Here is a 22,719-nt window from a genome sequence, read left to right as displayed (position 1 = left end):
GGAATAGGGGTGGCAGGCACGGCTTTCGGAGTAATTTTCTACTGCCTACTGCCTACTGCCTACTGCCTACTGCCTACTGCCTACTGCCCTAAAATTTCCCCAATAGCTCCGGCGTCGGCCAGCCATCCACCGGCAGGCCTAGCCGCATCTGCTCCTTGCGGATCGCCTCGCGGGTGTTGGTACCCAAAATGCCGTCGACAGTGCCGACATCGTAGCCCCTGGCTTCCAGCTTGGTCTGCAACGCCTTCATCTGCTCGTTGTTGAGGCCGGTTTCGGGATTGCGCGGGTCGAGCGGCGGCGCGCCTGCGAGTCGTGCGGCAAGGTTGGCTGCCGTCAGCGCATAGGTGAAGGACTGGTTCCATTCGAGATAGACGTCGAAATTGTCGTAGGTGAGGAAGGCAGGCCCCTTGCGGCCCATCGGCAGCGCCAGGCCTGCTTTCAGGCCGTTGTCGACCAGCGGCGCGCCGCTAGGGTAGGTGACGCCCCATTGCGCCCACTGCGACAGCGGCAGCTTGTTGGTGCGGCCGGTCTGGTCCCACGGCATGTCTTCGGGCGCGCGGACTTCCTGGATCCAGGGCTGGTCGCGTTTCCAGCCGCGCGACAGCACTTTGTTGGCGGTGGTCATGATCACATCGGGCACGCTGCCGCGCAGGTCGATCTTGCCGTCGCCGTCGCCGTCGACGCCGCGTGCCAGATAGTCGGAGGGCAGGATCTGCGTCTGGCCGATCTCGCCGGCCCAGGCGCCCCTGACATCGGCCGGCAGCACGCCGCGATCGATCAGCTCCAGAAGCGGCACCAGCTGCTGCCGGAAGAGCTGCGGCCGGCGGCAATCATGGGAAAGCGTCACCAGGGCGCTCAGCGTGTGGAAGTCGCCCTGCACGGCGCCGAAATCGGTCTCCAGCGCCCAGAAAGCGGCGATGATCGGCGCCTGGACGCCGAACTGCTGGTCGGCGCGGGCGAAGACGTCGGCGTATTTCTTCAGGTTTGCCGCACCTTGCTTCAGGCGATAGGCCGAGATCATGCGGTTGGAAAACTCGACAAAGGTTTGGGTGAAGACGCCCTGGGCGCGGTCGCGTGCCAACACCTTGTCGTCGAAGGTTGCCGCTCCAAGGGCGTCGAGACCCGCTGTACCTACGCCAGCCGCCTTGGCTTCCGCAGCGACGCCCTGCTTCCAGGATTCGAAGTCGCCGCCGCATTCCTGCGCCATCGCCGGCAAGGCCGTGGCGCACAGGGTCAGCGCAGCCGCGAGGACTTTGGAACGCAGTCGCATCAGCTTCCTCTCGAAACGAATAGCGGGCAGTTGTTGTGCTCCCCGGAAGCCCAACGCCCTGAATTACTGGCGGTTGCACTTTTCACCGCTGGCTGTGTCGAAAAGCAGGCGGCAGGCCCGGTGTCAACGGGTGTTCTGCCGCAGCCACTTGTTCCAGTCGGCTTCACTGCCGTTGAAGACGTTGATGTCGGACTTGCCGCTTACGCCCGGAACGATGCCGGTTCCCGTGTATTGCCAGAAGGTGAAGGGGTGGCTGCCGTATTTCTCACGCGGATGGCCGGCGACGGAGCGCAGCCAATAGGGATAGCCGCGAAAGCTCGACAGCTCGTTATCGTCGAAGAAGTCGATCGAGGTGTAGATGATCGGCTTCTTGCCGTAGTGCCGTTCGACGATTTCAAGGAAGGTGGTCATCTCCGCGCGCACCGTGGCAGCGTCGGGACGCAGCCTGCAGGTCGGCGATTGCGGGTTCCATTCCATGTCGAGGACCGGCGGCAGCGCCGAGCGGTCGACGGGGACGTTGCGGATGAACCAGCGCGCCTGCACGGCAGCCGGGGTGCAGAAATAGTAGAAGTGATAGGCGGCTCGCGGAACGCTGGCAGCTTTCGTGCGGGTCCAATGCTCGTTGAAATACTCATCGAAGCGATCGCCGCCCTCGGTCGCCTTGATGAAGGCGAAGGAGATGCCGCTGGCCTTGGCCGCCGGCCAGTCGACCGAGGTCTGGTATTTGGAGACGTCGGTGCCGTGAACGGCATAGTTCCATGGCGCTCCGCTTTCCCATTCATGCGGCTTGGAATCGGCAAAGCGCGGCGCGCGCACGGCAACCGTCGGGCTGCTCGACGGCGACAGCGGCGAGAGATCGTCCACGGTCGAGCAGGCGCCAAGCAGCGTCAGCATGATGAGGCCCGCAAGACGGCGCATCGCAATTCCCGAGCCGGATTCAGCCGGTCGCTGATGGGTCTATACACTGATGGCCGGTTTTGTGATCGGGCCCCCTCCGAGCGATCGCCCCACAGCATCGCTCAGCATATCCTGTGATCGCCCATCATGGTTGATAATCCGTTGATGGCGCTCGACAAGCATTGTGATTTGCGGAAGCAATGGCGGCAAATCGATGACATAAGGGTCGCGCAGGGCCCGGAGGAAATAAATGCGGATCGTGGTCAAGATCGTCAAATGGCTGCTTGGCCTGATCGTTCTGGCGATCGCCGCCCTTTTTGCCTGGCTTTATATCGCGCCGCCGGAGTTGATCAGGGTCGGCTCGGGCTACTCGGCCAAGATCGTCTGTTCGAACGTCTTCATTGCCGGCCGCGATCCCAATGAGGTGCTTGCCGTCGACGTGCAGGCGCCCGGGCATCCCCTGCTGCGGCTAATGCGGGTTTCGGTGGACAAGAACAGGGGAACGGTGTCGGCGGGCCTGTTCGGCTTCCTCGGCAAGAGCATCGCCGTCGCCCGTGACGGGCTGGGCTGCGCTTCGGTTCCGGACGGCGATGTAGGCAAGGCGCGGCGGACCGCGATCCAAGCGGAGCCGTCGGCGGCCACCATGGGCGACCTGTGGCCGCAAGGCGAGCGCGTCGAGGCATCACAGGATCCGGTGATTGCCAAGCTGCTGGACGATGCGGCGCTGGCCGGCACCGGCATGCGCGCGGTGGTGGTGGTCAAGAATGGCCGCGTCGTCGGCGAGCGCTACGGCGATGGCTTTTCCGCCAAGACGCCGCTGCTCGGCTGGTCGATGACCAAGACGGTGAACGCCGCCATCGTCGGCACGCTGGTCAAGGACGGCAAGATGGCTTTCGACGACAAAAACCTGTTTGCGCCGTGGAAGGCGGACGGCCGCACTGCCATCCGCCTCGCCGACATGATGGCGATGTCGAGCGGGCTGGAGTTCAACGAGGATTATGGCGACGTCGCCGACGTCACGCGCATGCTCTATCTCGAACCTGACATGGCGGGCTTCGCCGAATCCAAGCCGCTGGCTGCAGAGGTCAGCAAACAGTTTTCCTATTCGAGCGGCACGGCGGTGATGCTGTCGCGCCTCTGGCAGGACGCGATCGGCGACAAGGCCAAGGCGCTGACGTGGCCGCGCACGGCGCTGTTCGAGCCGCTCGGCATGCACAGTGCGGTGCTCGAGACCGACGAGCAAGGCACCTTCGTCGGCTCATCCTATCTCTACGCGACTGCCCATGACTGGGCGCGCTTCGGCCAATTCCTGCTGCAAAGCGGGGTGTGGAACGGCAACCAGATCCTGCCGGCCGGCTTCGTCGACTGGATGCGCGAGCCGGCAGCTGCCTCGAAAGTCTACGGCAAGGGCCAGTTGTGGATCGAGGCCCCTGGCGATGAGGAAAACCCCGGCGCCGGCGTCGCCGCAGGCCTGCCCAAGGACACCTACTGGATGGAAGGTCATGACGGGCAGACGGTAGCCATCATTCCCTCGGAGCAACTGGTGGTCGTGCGGCTGGGGCTAACGCCGGCCAAGCTCGGCTACCGGCCGCAGACGATGGTGGCGGCGTTAATCAAGGCGTTACATTAGACTAGCGCGCCGTAACTCTTGTCTATGCAGCTGTCGCCAAAGGCTTGGCGCGGTCAACTCGCGCCCGCTCGTCGGGCGAGTTCATGACCTGCCAAAGATCGCTGCGGCGCTGGACGTTCAACCAGAAGTCCGGGCTGTTGCCGAACACCCGCGCCAGAATAAGCGCGGTCGCCGCCGTCACGTTGCGGCGGTCGTTGCACAATTCGTTCACATGCTTGCGCTGGACCCCCATCGCCTCGGCCAAAGCCGCCTGCGTCAGGCCAAGCGGCTGCATGAATTCTTCCGTGAGAATTTCGCCAACCGTTGCCGGCTTGCGTGCGGTCATCAACATGTTCTCACCTCATCTATAGCTGTGGTCGTCGAGATAGATGTCCGACGCCTCACCGCGGCCACCGTCCCAGTGGAAGATCAGCCGCCATTGCTTGTTGACGCGTATTGAATGGAAGCCTTCGAGAATGCCGCGCAGCTTCTCGAAATGATTGCTGGGCGGCACACGCAAATCCTGATCGATCATCGCGTCGTCAATCATCTGGAGCTTGCGGAACAAACGGCTTTCGAGATCGGACGGAATGTTGCGAGAATGGGTGTCTTCCACGAAGAAGGCCCGCAGCCATTCATCCCTGAAGCCGATGATCACCACATGCTTCATGCATGTGAGATAGTGTACCGCTCTCGGGGTCATAAGGCAACGTTTATCCAACGGATCGTGGCTGCTTCGCCTTTATGTGCCTTTCCCACGGCAATATTCAGGAAGTTATCTTGATAACCGCCAGCCAGGCATAGCCGCGATAAAGCGTGCGGAAACGGAAGCTTGCGCTGGTTCGCCGAGATTCCGATTCCAGCACTTCGCGCAACGATTCACGCGGCGCGACGTGGAATTTTTTCAGCCAGCCGCGCAGCAAGGTCCGGAACCAGCCGGGTAGGCCTTCCTGCTGGCCGAAATCGACGATGTGCAGCGAACCGTTCGGCGACAGGGCGGCAAGCGCTGCCGACACAGTTTTTTCCCAACCGGGGATCATCGACAGCGAATAGGACACGAAGACGCGATCGAAGCCGTTGCGCCCGAACAGCGCCTTGGCATCGAATCCCGTGGCGTCGCCCTGGGCGAGCGTGACACGATCGACCAGGCCCTCGCGGGCAATCGCGGCGCTGGCCGTCTCCAGCATTTCGGCTGAAATGTCGAGGCCGAAGAAGCCGGCGTCGGGGTAGCGACGCGCGGCCAGGATGATGTTGCGGCCGGTGCCGCAGCCGAGCTCCAGCACGGTGCCACCGACAGGCACGTCGAGCCCCGAGATCATTAGGTCGCGGCCGAGCAGGTAGTATTTGCGGGTCAGGTCGTAGATATGGCGCTGCCAGCGGTAGACGCGGTCCATCAGTTCGGCATGGTTGGCCTTGAATTCGGGGCTGGCCGGCAACTCGCTGGTGCTCATGCCGCACGCTTCACGTAGAGGTGGAAGCCGCCATAGATGGCCGAGCGGTCGCGGGCCAAAAATTCGCGCGAAGCCTGGTCCTGATAGTCCCACTGGTCGAGCAGCGAGCTGGAGACTCGGCCCGGCAACAGGCTGGGTTCGGCGGCGGTGCGGAAGATGACGCGGGCGTCGGCCGATGCGGTGCGGGTGATTTCCGCCCACAGCGCGTTGAGCTGATCGTCGGTCATCCAGTCCTGCGCATCGAGCAAGACGAAACGGTCGACCGCGCCGGCGTCCTTGCCGGTGAGAAATTCGATCAGATTGGCGTGGTGGATGGCGACGCGGTCGACATTGCCGCGGATGGTCTGGTAATTCTGTTTTTCGAGATAGGCGGGCAGGGCGGCCTCGCCGGGGTTCGGATAGCGCCGAGCGAAGGCCTGCCAGGCGAAGTAGTTGTTCTCCAGCGGAAAATCGCAAGCGAGCTTTTCCAGCCGGGCTTTCAGCACGCTGGCCATGGTGCCGTCGCCAGAAGTGATCAGCGAATCGTACTGCGCCGGTGGAATGCCGAGGCCGAACAGCGAAGCCTTGCGCGACGTCGCCCATTTCAAAAGCTTCTTGTCGAAGACCGGCGCCAGTTCCTCGTTGAAGAAGCGGCGCTGCTCGCCGATGTTGCGGGCCTGCATGATGCCGGCGGGGTCGACGCCGAAGAATTTTGCCGTGCGGTGGCCCATGGCGATGAACAGGCCGAGCAGGCCGGTCTGGTAGAAATTGCGGTCGAACACAGTGACGCGACGGCGGCCACGCCAGTTGCGGCGCTCCCAGTAGTGACGGCTTACCGGATCGAGATGCGGTGCGATGAAGCGGTCGTAGGCCGCCGAATTGTGGCTGGTGTCGGCGGCACCGAAGAAGCGGAACAGGTCGCCCTGTGAAGGCAAATGGCGCACCGCCTCCAGCTTCATGCGGTTCAGCGCGATGTGCGCGGCGTTGAGATCGACGGCGTCGACCCGGGCCGGCGAGCGCGTGAGGTAGGCCAGGATGTTGCAGCCGCCGGAGGCGATGGTGACGACGCGGTGGCCCTGGCCAAGCTGCATCGCCTCCATGTCGACATCGGGGTCCTCCCAGATCTGCGGATAGACGAGGCCGGAAAACAGGAAGGCGAACAGCCGCTCCGAAATGCCTGCCTTCGACAGCGGGCGGTTCTGGTAGACGGCCTTTCCAACTTCCTTGCCGCGGCGAAAAACCAGATCAGCGGAAACGTCCGTCATGGCAAGATGATTCCCCATTTGCTTTGCCGCAAGCGGGTAGCTCAGGGTCATGACAGGCCGGTGACAGCCTGTTGACGCATCTTTTCACGGCTTGCCAAATCCGCCCGGCGTCGGCGTCGTCAGGATGACGGCGTCGCCGGCCTGCAGCACTGTCTGGTCGCAGGCTTTCAGCATGTCGATCGTGCCATCCTTGCGGCGGACCTTGGTCGAGCCGACCTCGCCATCGCCGCCACCATCCAGCCCTTGCGGCGGGCGGTTGCGGTGCGAGGACAGGATCGCGCATTCCATCTTTTCGAGGAAGCGGATGGTGCGTTTGGTGCCGTCGCCGGCGCTCCATTTGCCCTTGCCGCCGGAGTTTTCCCGAATGTGGAAATCCTCGAGCAGCACGGGAAAGCGCAATTCCAGCACTTCCGGGTCGGTGAGGCGCGAGTTGGTCATGTGGGTATGGACGCCGGAGGTGCCGGCAAAGCCGCGGCCCGAGTTCATCTGGCCGGCGGGCGAGCCGGAACAGATCGTCTCGTAGTATTGGTAGGTCTTGTTGCCGAAGGTCAGGTTGTTCATCGTGCCTTGCGCGTTGGCCATGGCGCCCATGGCGCCGAACAGCGCATTGGTGACATGCTGCGAGGTCTCCACATTGCCGGCGACGACGGCGGCGGGGTAGGCGGGTTTCAGCATGCAGCCGTCGGGAATGATGATGTTGATTGGCCGCAGACAGCCGGCATTCATCGGGATCATGTCCTCGACCATGACGCGGAAAGCATAGAGCACGGCCGCTCGGGCGACGGGTTCGGGCGCGTTGAAATTGTTCTTCATGACCGGCGACGTGCCGGTGAAGTCAACGGTCGCCTCGCGCTTTTGCCGGTTGACCGTGATCTTCACCTTGATGATTTGGCCGGTGTCGGTCGGGTATTCGTACTGCGAACTATCGGGCAGCCGCTCCAGCACGCGGCGCACGCTTTCAGCCGCATTGTCCTGGACATGGCCCATATAGGCCTCGACGACATCGAGGCCGAAATGCGCGACCATCTTGCGCAGTTCCGCGACGCCCTTCTCGTTGGCGGCGATCTGCGCTTTGAGGTCGGCGATGTTCTGGTGCGGATTGCGGGCCGGGTAGCGGTGGTCGGTGAGCAGCGTTTCCAGCTCCTTCTCGCGGAATTTTCCACGATCGACGATGCGGAAATTGTCGAACAGCACGCCTTCCTCGTCGACCGTGGTGGCAAGCGGCGTCATCGAGCCGGGTGCCGTGCCACCGATATCCGCATGATGGCCGCGAGAGGCTGCCCAGAACAGGATTTCGCGTTGGGCGTCGTCGAACACCGGCGTCACCACGGTGATGTCGGGCAGATGCGTGCCGCCATTGTAGGGCGCGTTGAGGGCAAAGACGTCGCCGGGGTGGATGTCGCCGGAATTCAGCCGGATGATGGTTTCGACCGAGCGGTCCATCGAGCCCAGATGCACCGGCATATGCGGCGCATTGGCGACCAGCGCGCCAGTGCGATCGAAGACGGCACAGGAGAAATCCAGCCGTTCCTTGATGTTGACCGAATAGGCGGTGTTCTGCAGCGTCACGCCCATCTGCTCGGCGATCGACATGAAGAGGTTGTTGAAGACCTCCAGCATGACCGGATCGGCCTCGGTGCCGAGCGCTGCCTGCCGGCGCTTTTTCTCGACACGGCGCAGGAGCACATGGTTCCTGGCGGTGATTTCGGCCTGCCAGCCCGGCTCGATGACGATTGTCTGGTTCGGCTCGATAATCAAGGCAGGTCCCGCAACCCTGTTTCCCGGCTTCAGCGCCTCGCGGCGGAAGATGGGTGAAGTGCGCCACTCTCCTTCGGTGAAGATTTCGCGGGTTTGCGAAGGGCTTACGGCAAGGTCTTCGGTTCGCGATTCAGTTTCGTCGCGCCCGGTGCCGCCGGTGTCCGCGCCTTCGACGCCGACGGTCTCGACGATCATCGGCTTGTCGTCATAAACGAAACCGAACTGCGCCTTGTGGGCGATTTCAAAATCGCGCCTGGCCTGGAAAATCGAATCCGCCTCGAAATTCACCGGCAGTGTCGTGTCGGTGCCGTCATAGCGAATGTGCAGCACGGGCTTTGTGGCGACCGTATCCTCGCCGATGCCTTGCGCCGCGAGTTCGGCGATGACGGCTTTTCTCAAGATGGCGATGAGGTTGCCGATCTCCGTTCTGGACTCTTCGGCAAGCGGTTTCAGCAGCGCCTGCTGGCGTGAGGCAAAGACCGAGGACAGGCCGATGCCATAAGCCGACAGCAGGCCAGAGAAGGGATGGATCAGCACCGCTTCCATGCCGAGCGCATCGGCGACTAGGCACGCGTGCTGGCCGCCGGCGCCGCCAAAACAGTTCAGGAGATATTCGGTGACGTCGTAGCCGCGCTGCACGGAGATCTTCTTGATGGCGTTGGCCATGTTCTCCACGGCGATGGTGACGAACCCTTCGGCGACAGTCTCAGGCGACCGGCCATCGCCGATTTCGGCGGCGAGTGTTGCAAATTTTGCTCGCACCGTCTCGACGTCGAGCGGTTCGTCCTGGCCGGGTCCGAATATTGCCGGAAAGAAATCGGGCTGCAGCTTGCCCAGCATGACGTTGGCGTCGGTGACGGCGAGCGGGCCGCCGCGCCGGTAGGCTGCCGGGCCGGGATTGGCGCCGGCCGAGTCAGGTCCGGCGCGAAAACGGCCGGCCTCATAGTGCAGAATCGAGCCGCCGCCGGCGGCGACGGTATGGATGCGCATCATCGGCGCGCGGATGCGCACGCCGGCGACCTCGGTGTCGAAGGCGCGCTCATATTCGCCGTCATAATGGGCGACGTCGGTGGAGGTGCCGCCCATGTCGAAGCCGATGACCTTGTCGAAGCCGGCGAGCCTGGCCGTCTCGACCATGCCGACGACGCCACCGGCGGGCCCCGACAGCAGTGCGTCCTTGCCCTGGAACATGTCGGCGGCGGTGAGACCGCCCGACGACATCATGAACATGAGGCGAGGCGATTGGCCGATCTCCCCCCTTGTGGGGGAGATGCCCGGCACGGCAAAGGGGGGCGTGACAGAATAAGGCGTTGGCGGGACAGCGCCCCCCTCTGTCGGCTTCGCCGACTGCCCTTCGCTATGGCTCCGGGCGTTCGTCGCTGAAAAAGCCAAATCGTTGGTTTTTTCTCGGCCTTCGGCCGATCGCTCCTCACCTCCCACAAGGGGGGAGATTGGCGCCACGCCCAGCTCGCCCGCCACCCTTTGCACATAGCGCGACAGGATCGGCGACAGATAGGCGTCGACCACGGTGGTGTCGCCTCGGCCGACCAGCTTGATCAGCGGCGAGACCTCATGGCTGACCGAAACCTGGCTGAAACCAAGCTTTCGGCAGACCTTTGCCACGGCCTTCTCGTGGTCGGGGTATTTCCACGCATGCATGAAGACGATGGCGACGGCGTCGATGCCGTCGGCCCTGGCCTGTTCGATCGCCGGCCGGCAGGCGGCGATGTCGAGCAATTGTTCGACGCGGCCATCGGCGCGCACACGCTCGTTGATTTCGATGACGCGCTCGTAGAGCTGTTCGGGAAGGACGATCTCCTTGGCGAAGATGTCGGGGCGCGCCTGGTAGGCGATCTTCAGCGCATCGCGAAAGCCCTTGGTGATGAGCAAAAGCACGCGGTCGCCCTTGCGCTCCAGCAGCGCATTGGTGGCGACCGTGGTGCCCATCTTGATGTCGCCGATCAGGCCGCTTGGGATCGTGTCTCCGGACGACAAGCCAAGGAGGTCGCGAATGCCCTGGATGGCGGCATCGTTATAGGCTTCGGGATTTTCGGAGAGAAGCTTGCGCGGGTGCAGCCCGCCTTCCGGATCTCGGCCGATGATATCGGTGAATGTGCCGCCGCGGTCGATCCAGAAATCCCATTTTTCGGTCATGACAGCCCCTGTCGCTCTTCTGTTCGATCGGTGGTTCGGCACATTCTGTTAGTTGGCCACGGCCCGAGCGGCAATCGCAAATGAACCAGACGATGTTACATGCGGAAACGCAACGTTACGAAACTCATGGTCGTCTGACGCATTTGTCCTTCGACCGCTCACGGCAACGTGAGCGTGTGTTGAAGGAGAGACAAAATGAAAAAGCTCATTCTCGCGTCCGTTTCCGCTCTGGCCTTGCTTGGCGTCGCCGCCTGCAGTGACAGCGGTACGGACAATACCACCACCCAGAGCACCAATCCGCCGGCCGCCGAGGAACCGATGAAGCCGGCTACCCCGGAAGCCACGCCGCCGGCCGCGACGCCTCCGGCAACGGATAATTCGACCACGAAGAGCATCACACCCGAGAAGCCTGCCGAGCCGGCTCCGGCAACACCAGCTCCTGCGCCCGCGCAGTAGTGAGCAAGCAGTACTTCGTGTGATGAATGAGAAAGGCCGGCTCGCGCCGGCCTTTTTCATATTGTCCGAGCGCCGTGGCGTTCGAGTCCGATCTATTTGTCGCGCAAAGCCTGCGGCACTGTCCCGGCTTGATAGGAGCGGGCGGTGGCTCTAAGAAGCAGGCCATGTCGATTTGGGATCGCCTCGGCGAATTCATCACCCGCGTTTCATCCTCAGCCTCGTCGGGTGTCGCCGACGTGGTCGAGGCCGTGCGCACGGTTTTCGCCGGCGATGCGGATTTGCGCCGGCGTGTCGCCTTTTCGGTGGCGATGATCGCGCTGTCGGCCAAGATGGCCAAGGCCGATGGCATCGTCACCCAGGACGAGGTGCGCGCGTTCCAGGAAATCTTCGAAGTGCCGCCGAAGGAGACGCGCAATGTGGCGCGTCTGTTCGATCTCGCCCAACGCGACGTGGCCGGTTTCGAGACCTATGCCGAGCGGATGGCGCAGATGTGCGGTTCCGGGCATTCCAATTGCGTGATGCTGGAAGACATACTCGACGGTCTGTTCCACATCGCCAAGGCCGACGGGCTGGTGCACGAGCGCGAAGGCCACTTCCTGCACCGCATCGCCGAGATTTTCCGCATCGACGAAGCGCATTACGAGGCCATCATGGCGCGGCACGTCAATCTCGGCGCCGGGGATCCCTATGTCGTGCTTGGCATCGAGCGCGGCAAGCCGTTCGAAGAGGTCAGGAAACGCTATCGCAAGCTGGTTTCCGACAATCATCCGGACCGGCTGATCGCGCGCGGCCTGCCTCAGGAATTCATCAAGATCGCGACCACCAGGGTGGCGGCGATCAACGCCGCCTACGAGATGATCGAGCGGGGCCTGCGCCACGCATGAGCGGCTTTCTGCCCGACGAGCCACGTGCCGAAGTCAGGGTATCGCCGAATTTCGGCCCGCGGCGCGAGACGCCCAGGCCTGACATGATCGTGCTGCACTACACCGGTATGGCGACCGGCGCCGGGGCCGAGGCTTGGCTTTGCGACCCGGCCAGCGAGGTCTCGTCGCATTATCTCGTCCACGAGAATGGCCATATCGTGCAGATGGTCAGGGAAAGCGACCGCGCCTGGCATGCCGGCAAGAGTTCGTGGTTCGGACGCGCCGACATCAATTCCTGTTCGGTCGGCATCGAGATCGTCAATCCGGGGCATTCGCTGGGCTATCCCGGTTTTCCCCGGCGGCAGATCGATGTGGTGATCGGGCTGTGCCGTGGGATCGCCGGTCGGCATTCGATCGCCGCCGAGCGGGTACTCGCGCATTCCGATATTGCGCCGGGGCGCAAGATCGATCCCGGCGAGAAGTTTCCGTGGCGAACGCTGTTCGAGGCCGGTGTCGGTCATCTCGTGGCGGCCGCACCCGTCAGGCGAGGCGCCACTCTGACAACCGGCGACACCGGCGGCGACGTCGAAGCGTTGCAGTCGATGCTGGCGCTCTACGGTTATGGCGTTGAAATATCCGGCGTTTTCGACCGGCAGACCGAGGCGGTGGTCGAGGCCTTCCAGCGTCATTTCCGGCCGCGCAAGGTGGACGGCGTTGCCGACGGCTCGACGCTGCGGACGCTGCAAAGGCTGCTTGCTTCCGTGAGGCGCTGACCCCCGGGAAGCCTCTTCCAAGCAATTCTTTCCAATCCTTAAGTTACAAGCTGTCACTCAAAGTGACTTGCCTGGCCTTGTTTGACACCAATTCGGGCGTCAAACGGCTGACGTGTAGATGTCGGACCCCAAGCCCCCGGGTTGTTCCGACGTTGGTTAGGCGTTGCTGCGCGAACATCTTCGCGCGGTTCAGACAGAACAGGATCACATGCAGAAATTTACCGTTTTAACGGCAGCTCTTGCTGCCGGCGTAATGACCTTTGCCTTCAGTGCCGCAGATGCCGCGCCCCTCAGCCCGCGAGCCGATCAAGGGCCTGTCGTGGCATCCGCGAAAAGCGGCAAGGCCCCACAGGCCAGAAGCGGCAAGGCAGGCCAGGACGCCAAGGCGACGAAGCGGGCTTCCGCGAAAATGGAAAAAGCAAGCTGGTCCAAGCCGAAGAAGTCCGCCAGAAAGCAGACGAAGCGTGGCCGAAAAACCGTCGACATGACGGCAACGGCGTCGATCGGTGTCCGGAACGCGGCAGCCTCGGCGGCCGCGGTGGCCAGCAGCGGGCAGTATTCCGCAATCGTTGCCCGCTATGCGGCGATCGAAGGCGTTCCGGTATCGCTCGCCTCGGCGGTTATCCAGATCGAAAGCAACTATCGGCCCAACATCGTCGGCGGCGCCGGCGAGATCGGCCTGATGCAGATCAAGCCGGCCACGGCTCGGATGATGGGCTATAGCGGCTCCGCCAAGGGTCTGTTCGATCCCGACACCAACATCAAATACGGGATGAAATACCTTGCCATGGCGCGGAGCCTCGGCGGCGGCACGACCTGCGGCACAATTCTGAAATACAATGCCGGCCACGCCGCAACGCGGATGAACCCGGTGTCGGCAGCCTATTGCGGCAAGGTGAAGGTGCAGATGGCTGCGCTGGGATCGCCCGCATAAGTCTGCTTTTTCGTTTGCGTTTTCGGGCGTGAACCCCTTTATACGCTCTGCCAGCTGGCTGGGCGGCCGCACCCGCAAACGCCGAAAGGTCGTGGGTGAGGAAAGTCCGGGCTCCATGGAAACACGGTGCCGGTTAATGGCCGGCGGGGGCGACCCCAGGGAAAGTGCCACAGAAAGCAAACCGCCACGATCCGGCTTGCCGGATTCGGGGTAAGGGTGAAAGGGTGGGGTAAGAGCCCACCGCGCGACTGGCAACAGGAGCGGCACGGTAAACCCCACCGGGAGCAAGACCGAATAGGGGCGGTGCGGGGGGAAACCCTCGAGGGCTGTTTCCGGCTCACCGTCCGGGTAGGTTGCGTGAGGCACATGGCAACATGCGCCCAAGATGAATGGCCGCCACGTTCTCGCCTCGCAAGGGGCGAGGGCCATACAGAACCCGGCTTACAGGCCAGCTGGCAATTTTTTCTCCCGCGATATCGAAGAGAAGTCTCTTGATATCAACAGGTTGCGCCCTCGGGCGCGCCTGCTGATTCAAGTTTGTTCACCGATCCATCCATGCGAGCGAGGGCCGGCTATTGCTTGAAACTGGTGCGATTAAATCGTACCATGGATCAGCTGATAGCATCGGGAGCCTCTCATGGGACAGGTCGACAAACGCAGCATCACGCTGTCGCCGGAACTGGCGGCGGCGGTGGACGATGTAGTCGCCGCCGGCGAATATGCATCGGCCAGCGAAGTGATCCGCGACGCGCTCAGACAGTGGAAAGACCGGCGCGACCTGCATGGCTACACGGTCGAGGAATTGCGCAAGCTGGTGCAGGAAGGGATCGACAGCGGGCCTGGTCGATTTGCGTCAATGGATGACATCAAGGCTGAAGCGAGGAGACGCCTGCGATCTGACGACGCGGCATGAATCTGCTGCCCATCGTCCGGAATGCGCGCGCAGAAGACGATTTGATCGCGATCTGGCTTCATGTTGCACGCGACAGCGAGGCTGCGGCCGATCGGTTGCTCGATCGCATCGAGGCGCGGTGGCGGCAACTGCCACCTATCCCTTCTTAGGCGCACCGCGCGACGACATCGCGCCAGGCATCCGTCATCTGGTCGTTGGCGACTATCTCACCTTGTACCGGGTCGATGACGATGCGATCGAAATAATCCGCGTGCTGCATGGCAAGCGCAACATCGAGGCCGATGACGTCGGCGCGTAGCCGTTTCGTCAGCCGCCGATCTTGTCCAGTGACGCCTCGATCGCCTTCCAGAGCTCGTCCACCGGCTCGCAGCCGACCGAGAGGCGAACGAAGCCGGCGGCAACGGCATCGCCTCGCTTCAAGCGCCGCTCGGCGGAGGTGTGGACGCCGCCGAAGGATGTCGCGGCCTGCATCAAGGCGCAATTGTTGATGAAATCCTCGGCCTCGTCCTCCGAGGCGAGCTCGAAAGAAATGAGAAAGCCAAAGCGCTCCATCTGGGCGCGGGCAAGGTTGTGCGACGGATCGCCTTCCAGTCCGGGATAACGCAGACCGCTGATTGCCCGATGGCCCTGCAGCCGCCGCGCGATGACTTCCGCCGAGGAACACATGCGATCGAAGCGCACATCCAGTGTCTCCAGGCCGCGGTGCACCAGCCAGGCTTCGAATGGTCCGGGAATGCTGCCGGAAACTTCGCGCCAGCCGGTCACGGCGGCGATGATATCGGCATTGCGGCTGGCCACATGGCCGAACAGCACGTCGGAGTGGCCATTGGGTGCCTTGGTGTCGGCGGCAACGACGATATCGGCGCCATGGTCGAGCGGCCGCTGGCCGAAGGGTGTCATGGTCGTGTTGTCGACGACAAGGATCGCGCCGGCTTTGTGAACAGCATCGGCAACGGCGGCGATATCGCAGATATCCAGCCCCGGATTGGCAGGGGTTTCGACAAACGCCAGCCGATAGCCATCGAAGCCGCCATCGAGGAAGGTCGAGGTCGGCCTGACATCGTAGGTGATGCCGAGCGGCTTGAGGAAGCGATCGGCCAAAGCCCGCGTCGTGTGATAGCCGTCTGAAGGCAGCAGGATACGGTCGCCGGCCTTGAGCATGGCAAAAAACGCCGCCGAGATTGCCGCCATTCCTGAAGGGAAGGCAACGCACGGCGCACTCTCCAGATGAGCCAGCATATGTTCGACCGCGTCCCAGGTCGGGTTGCTGAAGCGGCCATACTGGTTGAAGCCGGTGGCGTCGCCGGGCGCATGAAAAATGGCGGCCATGGTCAGGGGCAGGGGAATGGAATCGCCCATGGCAAGCCCGCTGCGACGCAGATGAGGAAGTGCTGCAGCGCGTGACTTTGCTGTTTCAGACATCGAATTTCCAACCCTGTTTGCGACCGACGAGATGTGGCGAGACGCTATGCCCGGCAGCGGCGCGCGGCAAGGCGCGTCCGGTTGGGCCAAGCGGCTCTAAACGCTTCGTTAGGCTTAATAGACGATAAAGACGAGACGTGTCGTCGAGGCTGTTCTCATTGGTCGCGGCGCGCGTGTTTGTGAAGCCTAATCCCGTTGACGCCCATAGTGCCCCATGATATCCCATCCAGACATCAAAGCCTTCGTTCCGTGTCAGGGTAAAGCGTACGCCAATCGGGCAGCCGCGGCGGCTGCGCGTTTGCCGGTTTTTGCCCGTGCGGACGAGACTGATACGGGCCAGGGAAGGCGCCGCGGCGGCGCCGGCGACAAGATGGAGAGGGGTGCGGCGGCGCAAGCGGCCGTAGCGTGTAATGGACCGGTTTCTGTCAAACTCGGTGAGCAGGATCGATGCGAAGGGGCGGGTGTCCGTTCCCGCGCATTTCCGTGCCGTCGTGCAGAAACGCGGCTATTCGGAACTCTATGCGCTACGCTGCCTGGATCTGCCGGCGATGGATGTCGGCGGGCTCGATCTGCTCGACCGCTACGAGCAGCGCATAGCGCTCGAGGATCCCTTCCTGCAGACGGCGGACGATATGTCGTTCTTCTGCCATGGCGAAGGAGCCTTCTTGAAACTCGACCAGGATGGCCGCATCACGATGAGCGATTTCCTTCGCGAACACACGGGCATTTCGGCCGAGGTGGCCTTTGTCGGGCGCGGCAATTTCTTTCAGATCTGGGAGCCGGGACGGCTTGCCGCCTATGGGGCGCAGGCGCGGGCACGGCTTTTGCAGCTTCGGCAGGGGACGAAGCCTGGGGAGCGACCGGAATGACGGCAGGCCACGGCGATGACCTTCCTCGCGCCGTAGGTGGGCACGCCGTTGGCGGATCGGCCCGCCACATTCCGGTCCTGCTTGCCGAAGTGCTTGAAGCACTGGCGCCGGCGCAGGGCGACATCATCATCGACGGCACGTTCGGCGCCGGCGGCTACACCAGGGCCATTCTGGCGACGGGCGCCTCGGTTGTGGCGATCGATCGCGATCCGGATGCAATCGATGCCGGGCGCGATCTGGAAGCGCAGTCCGGCGGCCGGCTGCGGCTGGTGCAGGCGCCGTTCTCGACGCTGGACGAACATGTCGAGATCGCCGAGGGCGTCGTGCTCGACATCGGCGTGTCCTCGATGCAGCTCGACCAGGCCGAGCGCGGGTTTTCGTTCCGCGCCGACGGGCCACTCGACATGCGCATGGCGCAATCGGGCCTCAGCGCCGCCGATGTCGTCAATTCCTTCAAGCCGGGCGACCTTGCCCGTATCTTCGGCTTTCTCGGCGAGGAGCGCCATGCCGGACGCATCGCCCGCATGATCGAGGCGCGCCGCGAAAAGCGCCCGTTCGAACGGACGCTGGAACTGGCCGACGCCATCGAGACGCATATCGGCCGGGCGCCGAAGGACAAGATCCATCCGGCGACGCGCGTCTTCCAGGCGCTGCGCATCTTCGTCAATGACGAGCTTGGCGAACTGGCCAAGGCGCTGTTCGCGGCCGAACGCGCGCTGAAGCCGGGCGGTCGGCTCGCCGTGGTGACGTTCCATTCGCTGGAAGACCGCATCGTCAAGCGCTTCATCGCCGACCGGGCCGATGTTGCGACCGGCTCACGTCACCTGCCCGAGGCTCATGCGCGCACCGCGACGTTCCGCAAGGCGGGCGGCGGCGTGACTGCCGGCGACGCCGAGGTGGCGGCCAATCCGCGCGCCCGTTCGGCCAGGCTGCGCGCGGCGATCCGCACCGAGGCGCCGGCGCGCGGCAGTGATTTTTCGATTTTCGGCCTTCCAAAGCTTCCCGGTATCGACCGGCCGGGGGAGAGGTAACACGTGTTTCGTACCAGCGACATTGTCCTGATCGCCGTCATGGTTGCGGTCGCGGCCCTTACCTACAAGGCCAAGCGCGAGGCCGAGGAACAATTGGCTTCGGTGCAGAAGATCCATGCGCAGATACGCTATGAGGAGGACACGATCGACCTGCTCAAGGCCGACTGGAGCCTGCTTACCCAGCCCTCGCGGCTGCAGAAGCTGGCTGAACTCTACAAGTCGCAGCTCGAACTCGAGCCGGTCAGCGCTCGTCAGATCGGCGGCATCGGCGACCTGCCGGCCAAATCCCTTGACATCCAGGACATCCTGTCGGGACGCCAGGGCGGCATGGCCGACAATTCCGACCAAGCGCCTTCGGACAGTAAGGATCCCGTCGTGACCGGAGGCATCGCCCAATGATCGGCAAACTGCTGAAGCGTCGCGCCAGGACGAGTGAGGATGGATCGATCGTGGTCGAGGGCGCCCGCAAGGCGACCGGCGGCAAGGGCAGGACGCGCATCGTCATGACGATGGCGGTGTTCTTCGGCATCTTCTCGACCATATCAGGGCGGCTGGTCTATCTCGGCTTCCAGACCCCCGATATGTCGGGCGGTCCGCAGAGCCGGGTGACGGCATCGCGGCCCGACATCGTCGACCGCAACGGCGAAGTGCTGGCCACCGATATCAAGACGGCGTCGCTGTTTGCAGAACCGCGCCGCATTGTCGACGCCGACGAGGCGATCGAGAAGCTGTCGACGGTGCTTCCGGACATCGACTATGAGCGGACCTACCATAAGCTGAAGAGCGGCGCCGGTTTCGTCTGGCTGCAGCGGCAGCTGACGCCGAAGCAACAGTCCGACATCATGCAGCTCGGCATTCCCGGTTTCGGCTTCCGCACCGAAAAGCGCCGCTTCTATCCGAGCGGCGAGACCTCGTCCTACATTGTCGGCCTCACCAACATCGACAACCAGGGCATCTCCGGAATGGAGAAATATGTGGACGAGCAAGGCTTGAGCGACTTGCAGGCATCGGGCCTTGCCATTGCCAAGGATCTCAAGCCGGTAAAGCTTTCGATCGATCTGCGCGTGCAGCATGTGGTGCGCGACGAGATCGCCGCCGGCCTTGAGCGCTATCGTGCCATGGGGGCCGGCGCCGTCGTGCTCAACGTCAAGACCGGCGAAGTGGTGGCCATGGCTTCCGTGCCGGATTTTGATCCGAACAATCCCTACAATGCACAGGACAAGGACCGGCTGAATCGCATGTCGGCGGGCCTCTACGAGATGGGCTCGACCTTCAAGAGCTTCACATCCGCCATGGCGCTCGATTCCGGCAAGGCGACGATGGCGAGCCGCTTCGATGCTTCGCATCCAATCCGGGTCGGCCATCAGGCCATTCACGATTTCCACGGCAAGAACCGTGTGCTGTCGTTGCCGGAGGTGTTCCTCTATTCGTCCAATATCGGGTCGGCCAGGGAAGCCGAGATGGTCGGCATCGAGGGGCATCGCGAATTCCTGCACCGCCTTGGCATTCTGGACAGGATGCAGACCGAATTGCCGGAGACTGCCCGTCCGACTGAACCGAAGGTCTGGAAACAGGTCAATTCATTCACCATCGCCTTCGGCCATGGCGTGTCGACGACGCCGCTGCAAGCGGCTGTGGGCTGCGCGGCGTTGATGAATGGCGGCTTCCTGATGAACCCCACCTTTTTGGTGCGGACGCAGGCGGAAGCGATGGCCACCGCCAAGAGAGTGGTGAGCGAAAAGACCGTCGAAGGCATGCGCTACCTCTATTCGCTCAATGCCGAAAAGGGCTCTGCCAGAAACGCCAGAGTCCCCGGCTACCGCGTTGGTGGCAAGACCGGAACGGCCGAGAAGGTCGTCAATGGCCGTTACTCCAAGGACTTGAATTTCAACACTTTCGTCGCCGCCTTCCCGATGGACGATCCGCAGTATCTGGTGTTTACCATTGCCGATGCCCCGCACCCGGAAAAGCCTGGTATGACGGATGTTGCGGCCGCAAATGCGGGGGTCATGGCCGGCAATATCATCAGGCGTTCAGCTGCCATGCTTGGCGTGAAGCCAGATTTCAGCCATGAAAATGGTGCAACGCTGGTTTCCTATCAGTGATTCTTAGGGCGCGCCGGCAACAGCGCGCTATTTTGTTGCGGTGAACGGGACTCGATGAAGCTCAGAGATCTAGCCGGTATCCTGCCCGTCGAGGGAATAGCTTCCGTCGATCTGGAGGTTACAGGGATTTCTTCGGATTCCCGCCAGGTAAAACCGGGCGTTGTCTTTTTTGCGCTCGCCGGAACCAAGGCCGATGGTGCCGTTTATGCCGCAGATGCCGCTGCGCGCGGTGCGGCCGCGATCGTGGCGGGCAAGGGCAGCACCATTGCAGGGCTGTCGGTTCCGGTATTGGCGGTCGACGATCCCCGCCTGGCGCTGGCGCTGAGTGCCGCCCGTTATTCCGGCAAGCAGCCTGAGATCATGGTCGCGGTGACCGGCACCAGCGGCAAAACGTCGGTCGCCGCCTTCACCAGGCAGATCTGGGAGCAGGCCGGTTATGCCGCCGCTTCGATCGGCACCACCGGCGTGGTGGCGCCTGGGCGCAACGATTATGGCTCGCTGACGACACCCGATCCGGTCGCCCTGCATCAATTGCTGCGGGAATTGGCGGGTGCCGGCGTCACCCACGCCTCGATGGAAGCCTCCAGCCATGGACTCGACCAGCGCCGCCTCGACGGCGTGAAGCTGGCCGCCGGCGGCTTCACCAATCTCGGCCGTGACCATATGGACTATCATCCGACCATCGAGGACTATCACCGCGCCAAACTGCGTCTGTTCGACACGCTGCTGCCGAAGGGCGCACCAGCCGTGATCTTCGCCGACGATCCATGGTCGGCGCCGACGATCGGGGCCGCACAGGGCGCCGGGCTCAATGTGCTGACGGTCGGCCGCCATGGCGATTTCCTCAGGCTGAAGCGGGTCGAGCACGAGCGCCACCGCCAACGCGCCGAAGTCGAGGCCGATGGCGTGCTCTACGAGATCGACCTGCCGTTGGCCGGTGATTTCCAGATTTCGAACGCGCTGGTTTCGGCGGGTCTTGCCATCTCCACGGGAACACCTGTCGCCAAGGCCTTGATGGCGTTGGAGAAACTGAAGGGCGCGCCGGGCCGGCTCGACCTCGTCGGCACCACCGCCAGCGGCGCGCCGGTCTATGTCGATTATGCCCACAAGCCGGACGCGCTGGAAAACGTTCTGGCCTCGGTCCGGCCGTTCACCACCGGCCGCGTCATCGTCGTGTTCGGCTGCGGCGGCGACCGCGACCGCGGCAAGCGACCGATCATGGGCGAGATTGCGACGCGACTTGCAGATGTCGTCATCGTCACCGACGACAATCCGCGCTCCGAAGTGCCGGAAACGATCCGCGCCGCTATTTTGGCCGCCGCTCCCGGTGCCATCGAGATCGGCGACCGGCGCCAGGCGATTCATGAGGCGGTCGCCATGCTGCATGCCGGCGACACGCTGATCGTGGCCGGCAAGGGGCACGAGGAGGGCCAGACGATCGGCTCCGAGACCTTGCATTTTTCCGATCACGAGGAGGTTCGCGCGGCACTCGTGGAGCGTGCCGCATGAGCTTGCTGTGGACCTCCGAGGCGCTGGTTGCCGCCATGGACGGGCGGCCGCTCGGGCCGATGCCGGAAGGCATTTCAGGCATTTCGATCGACAGCCGCAGCCTGCAGCCGGGCGACGCCTTCTTCGCTATCAAGGGCGAGGCGATGGACGGCCATGACTTCGCAACCGCCGCCATCAAGGCTGGCGCCGGCGTGCTGGTGGTGGCCGAAGGCAAGCTGCCGTCGCTCGGCCGGCTGACGGCGCCGATCATCGTCGTCGAGGACGTGCTGGTCGCGCTGGAAAAGCTTGGAGTTGCGTCGCGCGCCCGCTCGAGCGCGAAAATCATCGCTGTGACCGGTTCGGCCGGCAAGACCACCACCAAGGAAGCGCTGCGCCATGTGCTGCAAGCCGCCGGCAAGGTGCATGCCTCGGCGCAGTCCTTCAACAATCACTGGGGCGTGCCGCTGACTTTGGCACGCATGCCCGATGATTGCGACTATGCCGTGTTCGAGATCGGCATGAACCATCCCGACGAGATCCGTCCGCTGGTCAAGATGGTGAGGCCGCATGTCGCCATCGTCACCATGATCGCGGCCGCCCACCTAGGTTTCTTCCGCAATCTGGACGAGATCGCCAAGGCCAAGGCCGAGATTTTCGAGGGGCTGGAGCCCGAGGGGGCCGCCGTCCTCAACCGCGACGATACGCGCTTCAAGCTGCTCGACAAGATGGCCCATGCAGCCGGTGTCGAGCACGTCTACGGCTTCGGCGAGAATGCGCGCTCTACCTTCAAGCTCACCAAATGCGAACTGCATGCGGATCATTCCGATATCATCGCCAGGATCGGCGGCCACGAAGTGACGGCGCGGATCGGCGCGCCCGGCCGCCATATGGTGCAGAACGTGCTGGCGGTGCTGGGGGCGGCACATCTGGTCGGGGCCGATCTCGACAAGGTGACACTCGCACTGGCCGATCTTTCGGCCGAGCGCGGGCGCGGCAAGCGCCATGTGCTGCGCCATCCCGGTGGCTCGACTTCGAGCCACCCAGGTGGACCGATCACGCTGATCGACGAAAGCTACAACGCCAATCCGGCATCGATGGCTGCTGCCATGGCATTGCTCAACGCGACGCCTGTGACGGGCGAGGGCCGCCGCATCGCCGTGCTCGGCGACATGCTCGAACTCGGCGACCATTCGGCCAAGCTGCATGCAGCCCTTGCCGAACTCATCGTCGGCACCGGGACACAGACCGTCTTCCTCGGCGGCCCGGAAATGCGGGCGCTGGCCGAAGCGCTGCCGGCTGAGATCAAGACGGAATACCGCGCTGGTGTCGAGGAGCTGAAGCCGGTGCTGCTTGCCGCGCTTAAGCCGGGTGACGTGGTGATGATCAAATCGTCGAAGGGCATCGGTTTTGCAAAACTGGTCGATGCGCTGCTGGGCAAATTCCCGGCTGAATCGACAGCTAGAAAACAGACCTAGGTCGGGG

21 protein-coding genes and 1 other RNA gene are annotated in these 22,719 nt (G+C 63.3%); 14 read left to right on the top strand and 8 right to left on the bottom strand.

Translation table 11 applies throughout. The features are described 5' to 3' along the window. Nucleotides 1-88 precede the first annotated feature (88 nt). Nucleotides 89-1,270: a lytic murein transglycosylase gene (locus NKJ00_RS20015; protein ID WP_128303477.1), complete on the bottom strand. Its 1,182-nt coding sequence runs from the start codon at nt 1,268-1,270 to the stop codon at nt 89-91. 123 nt (nt 1,271-1,393) lie between these two features. Beyond that, the gene (locus tag NKJ00_RS20010; RefSeq protein WP_352630884.1) at nt 1,394-2,188 is read right to left on the bottom strand and encodes a glycoside hydrolase family 25 protein; all 795 of its coding nucleotides are present in this window, start codon (nt 2,186-2,188) and stop codon (nt 1,394-1,396) included. A 229-nt stretch (nt 2,189-2,417) separates the two neighbouring features. On the opposite strand from NKJ00_RS20010, the gene NKJ00_RS20005 reads away from it, so the two are divergent. Next, nucleotides 2,418-3,797, top strand: a complete 1,380-nt coding sequence (locus tag NKJ00_RS20005) for a serine hydrolase domain-containing protein (protein ID WP_352630882.1) — start codon at nt 2,418-2,420, stop codon at nt 3,795-3,797. A 22-nt stretch (nt 3,798-3,819) separates the two neighbouring features. On the opposite strand, the gene NKJ00_RS20000 is transcribed toward NKJ00_RS20005, so the two are convergent. The 5 genes from NKJ00_RS20000 to NKJ00_RS19980 form a co-directional block, all read right to left on the bottom strand. Next, nucleotides 3,820-4,128, bottom strand: a complete 309-nt coding sequence (locus NKJ00_RS20000; RefSeq protein ID WP_023813159.1) for a HigA family addiction module antitoxin — start codon at nt 4,126-4,128, stop codon at nt 3,820-3,822. Between the two features lie 9 nt (nt 4,129-4,137). Then, nucleotides 4,138-4,434, bottom strand: a complete 297-nt coding sequence (locus tag NKJ00_RS19995; protein WP_127296024.1) for a type II toxin-antitoxin system RelE/ParE family toxin — start codon at nt 4,432-4,434, stop codon at nt 4,138-4,140. Between the two features lie 109 nt (nt 4,435-4,543). After that, a complete protein-coding gene (locus NKJ00_RS19990; RefSeq protein ID WP_352630881.1) occupies nt 4,544-5,227 on the bottom strand; it encodes a class I SAM-dependent methyltransferase in 684 nt (227 codons plus the stop codon). Next, the gene (locus NKJ00_RS19985; protein ID WP_352630880.1) at nt 5,224-6,522 is read right to left on the bottom strand and encodes a BtaA family protein; all 1,299 of its coding nucleotides are present in this window, start codon (nt 6,520-6,522) and stop codon (nt 5,224-5,226) included. The genes NKJ00_RS19990 and NKJ00_RS19985 overlap by 4 nt, the downstream gene beginning before the upstream one ends. Nucleotides 6,523-6,555: 33 nt before the next feature. Continuing rightward, nucleotides 6,556-10,383 (bottom strand): hydantoinase B/oxoprolinase family protein, encoded by a 3,828-nt coding sequence (locus NKJ00_RS19980; RefSeq protein ID WP_352630879.1) that lies wholly within the window; start codon nt 10,381-10,383, stop codon nt 6,556-6,558. 195 nt (nt 10,384-10,578) lie between these two features. On the opposite strand from NKJ00_RS19980, the gene NKJ00_RS19975 reads away from it, so the two are divergent. The 7 genes from NKJ00_RS19975 to NKJ00_RS19945 all read left to right on the top strand — a co-directional run bounded on the left by NKJ00_RS19975 (nt 10,579) and on the right by NKJ00_RS19945 (nt 14,620). After that, entirely contained in the window at nt 10,579-10,839 is a 261-nt protein-coding gene (locus NKJ00_RS19975; protein ID WP_081734943.1) for a hypothetical protein, read from the top strand. A gap of 164 nt (nt 10,840-11,003) precedes the next feature. Next, nucleotides 11,004-11,723, top strand: a complete 720-nt coding sequence (locus NKJ00_RS19970; protein WP_023813154.1) for a J domain-containing protein — start codon at nt 11,004-11,006, stop codon at nt 11,721-11,723. Next, nucleotides 11,720-12,475: an N-acetylmuramoyl-L-alanine amidase gene (locus NKJ00_RS19965; protein WP_352630878.1), complete on the top strand. Its 756-nt coding sequence runs from the start codon at nt 11,720-11,722 to the stop codon at nt 12,473-12,475. Before NKJ00_RS19970 ends, NKJ00_RS19965 begins: the two co-directional genes overlap by 4 nt. Before the next feature lie 208 nt (nt 12,476-12,683). After that, entirely contained in the window at nt 12,684-13,409 is a 726-nt protein-coding gene (locus tag NKJ00_RS19960) for a lytic transglycosylase domain-containing protein (RefSeq protein ID WP_127296019.1), read from the top strand. A gap of 50 nt (nt 13,410-13,459) precedes the next feature. Then, nucleotides 13,460-13,869: RNase P RNA component class A (gene rnpB / locus NKJ00_RS19955), an RNA gene on the top strand. A 177-nt stretch (nt 13,870-14,046) separates the two neighbouring features. Then, nucleotides 14,047-14,322, top strand: a complete 276-nt coding sequence (locus tag NKJ00_RS19950; protein ID WP_023813151.1) for a type II toxin-antitoxin system ParD family antitoxin — start codon at nt 14,047-14,049, stop codon at nt 14,320-14,322. Nucleotides 14,323-14,440: 118 nt separating this feature from the next. Further along, complete coding sequence (locus tag NKJ00_RS19945; RefSeq protein ID WP_352442232.1) at nt 14,441-14,620, top strand: type II toxin-antitoxin system RelE/ParE family toxin; 180 nt, start codon at nt 14,441-14,443, stop codon at nt 14,618-14,620. 8 nt (nt 14,621-14,628) lie between these two features. Here the strand turns inward: NKJ00_RS19945 and NKJ00_RS19940 are convergent, their stop codons facing one another. Next, nucleotides 14,629-15,744 carry a cystathionine gamma-lyase gene (locus NKJ00_RS19940; RefSeq protein ID WP_352611278.1) on the bottom strand — a complete coding sequence of 372 codons (1,116 nt, stop codon included), beginning with the start codon at nt 15,742-15,744 and terminating at the stop codon, nt 14,629-14,631. A 410-nt stretch (nt 15,745-16,154) separates the two neighbouring features. Here NKJ00_RS19940 and mraZ point away from each other — a divergent pair, with 410 nt between their 5' ends. The 6 genes from mraZ to NKJ00_RS19910 are packed head-to-tail and all read left to right on the top strand — an operon-like array spanning nt 16,155 to nt 22,712. Continuing rightward, complete coding sequence (gene mraZ, locus NKJ00_RS19935; protein ID WP_352611276.1) at nt 16,155-16,613, top strand: division/cell wall cluster transcriptional repressor MraZ; 459 nt, start codon at nt 16,155-16,157, stop codon at nt 16,611-16,613. Continuing rightward, the gene (gene rsmH, locus NKJ00_RS19930) at nt 16,610-17,644 is read left to right on the top strand and encodes a 16S rRNA (cytosine(1402)-N(4))-methyltransferase RsmH (RefSeq protein ID WP_352611274.1); all 1,035 of its coding nucleotides are present in this window, start codon (nt 16,610-16,612) and stop codon (nt 17,642-17,644) included. The genes mraZ and rsmH overlap by 4 nt, the downstream gene beginning before the upstream one ends. A 3-nt stretch (nt 17,645-17,647) precedes the next feature. After that, nucleotides 17,648-18,043 (top strand): cell division protein FtsL, encoded by a 396-nt coding sequence (ftsL, locus tag NKJ00_RS19925; protein ID WP_023813147.1) that lies wholly within the window; start codon nt 17,648-17,650, stop codon nt 18,041-18,043. Further along, on the top strand, nt 18,040-19,749 hold the full coding sequence (locus NKJ00_RS19920; protein WP_352611272.1) for a peptidoglycan D,D-transpeptidase FtsI family protein: 1,710 nt from the start codon (nt 18,040-18,042) through the stop codon (nt 19,747-19,749). The genes ftsL and NKJ00_RS19920 overlap by 4 nt, the downstream gene beginning before the upstream one ends. Nucleotides 19,750-19,803: 54 nt before the next feature. After that, the gene (locus NKJ00_RS19915) at nt 19,804-21,258 is read left to right on the top strand and encodes a UDP-N-acetylmuramoyl-L-alanyl-D-glutamate--2,6-diaminopimelate ligase (RefSeq protein ID WP_352611271.1); all 1,455 of its coding nucleotides are present in this window, start codon (nt 19,804-19,806) and stop codon (nt 21,256-21,258) included. Then, the gene (locus NKJ00_RS19910) at nt 21,255-22,712 is read left to right on the top strand and encodes a UDP-N-acetylmuramoylalanyl-D-glutamyl-2,6-diaminopimelate--D-alanyl-D-alanine ligase (protein ID WP_352442236.1); all 1,458 of its coding nucleotides are present in this window, start codon (nt 21,255-21,257) and stop codon (nt 22,710-22,712) included. Before NKJ00_RS19915 ends, NKJ00_RS19910 begins: the two co-directional genes overlap by 4 nt. Nucleotides 22,713-22,719 lie beyond the last annotated feature (7 nt).

Origin of the sequence: Mesorhizobium sp. M0227, assembly GCF_040321855.1 — a bacterium.
In the GTDB taxonomy this organism is placed as follows: domain Bacteria; phylum Pseudomonadota; class Alphaproteobacteria; order Rhizobiales; family Rhizobiaceae; genus Mesorhizobium.
Note: the sequence above shows the minus strand (reverse complement) of the source record. Positions and strands in the feature narration are given on the sequence as shown.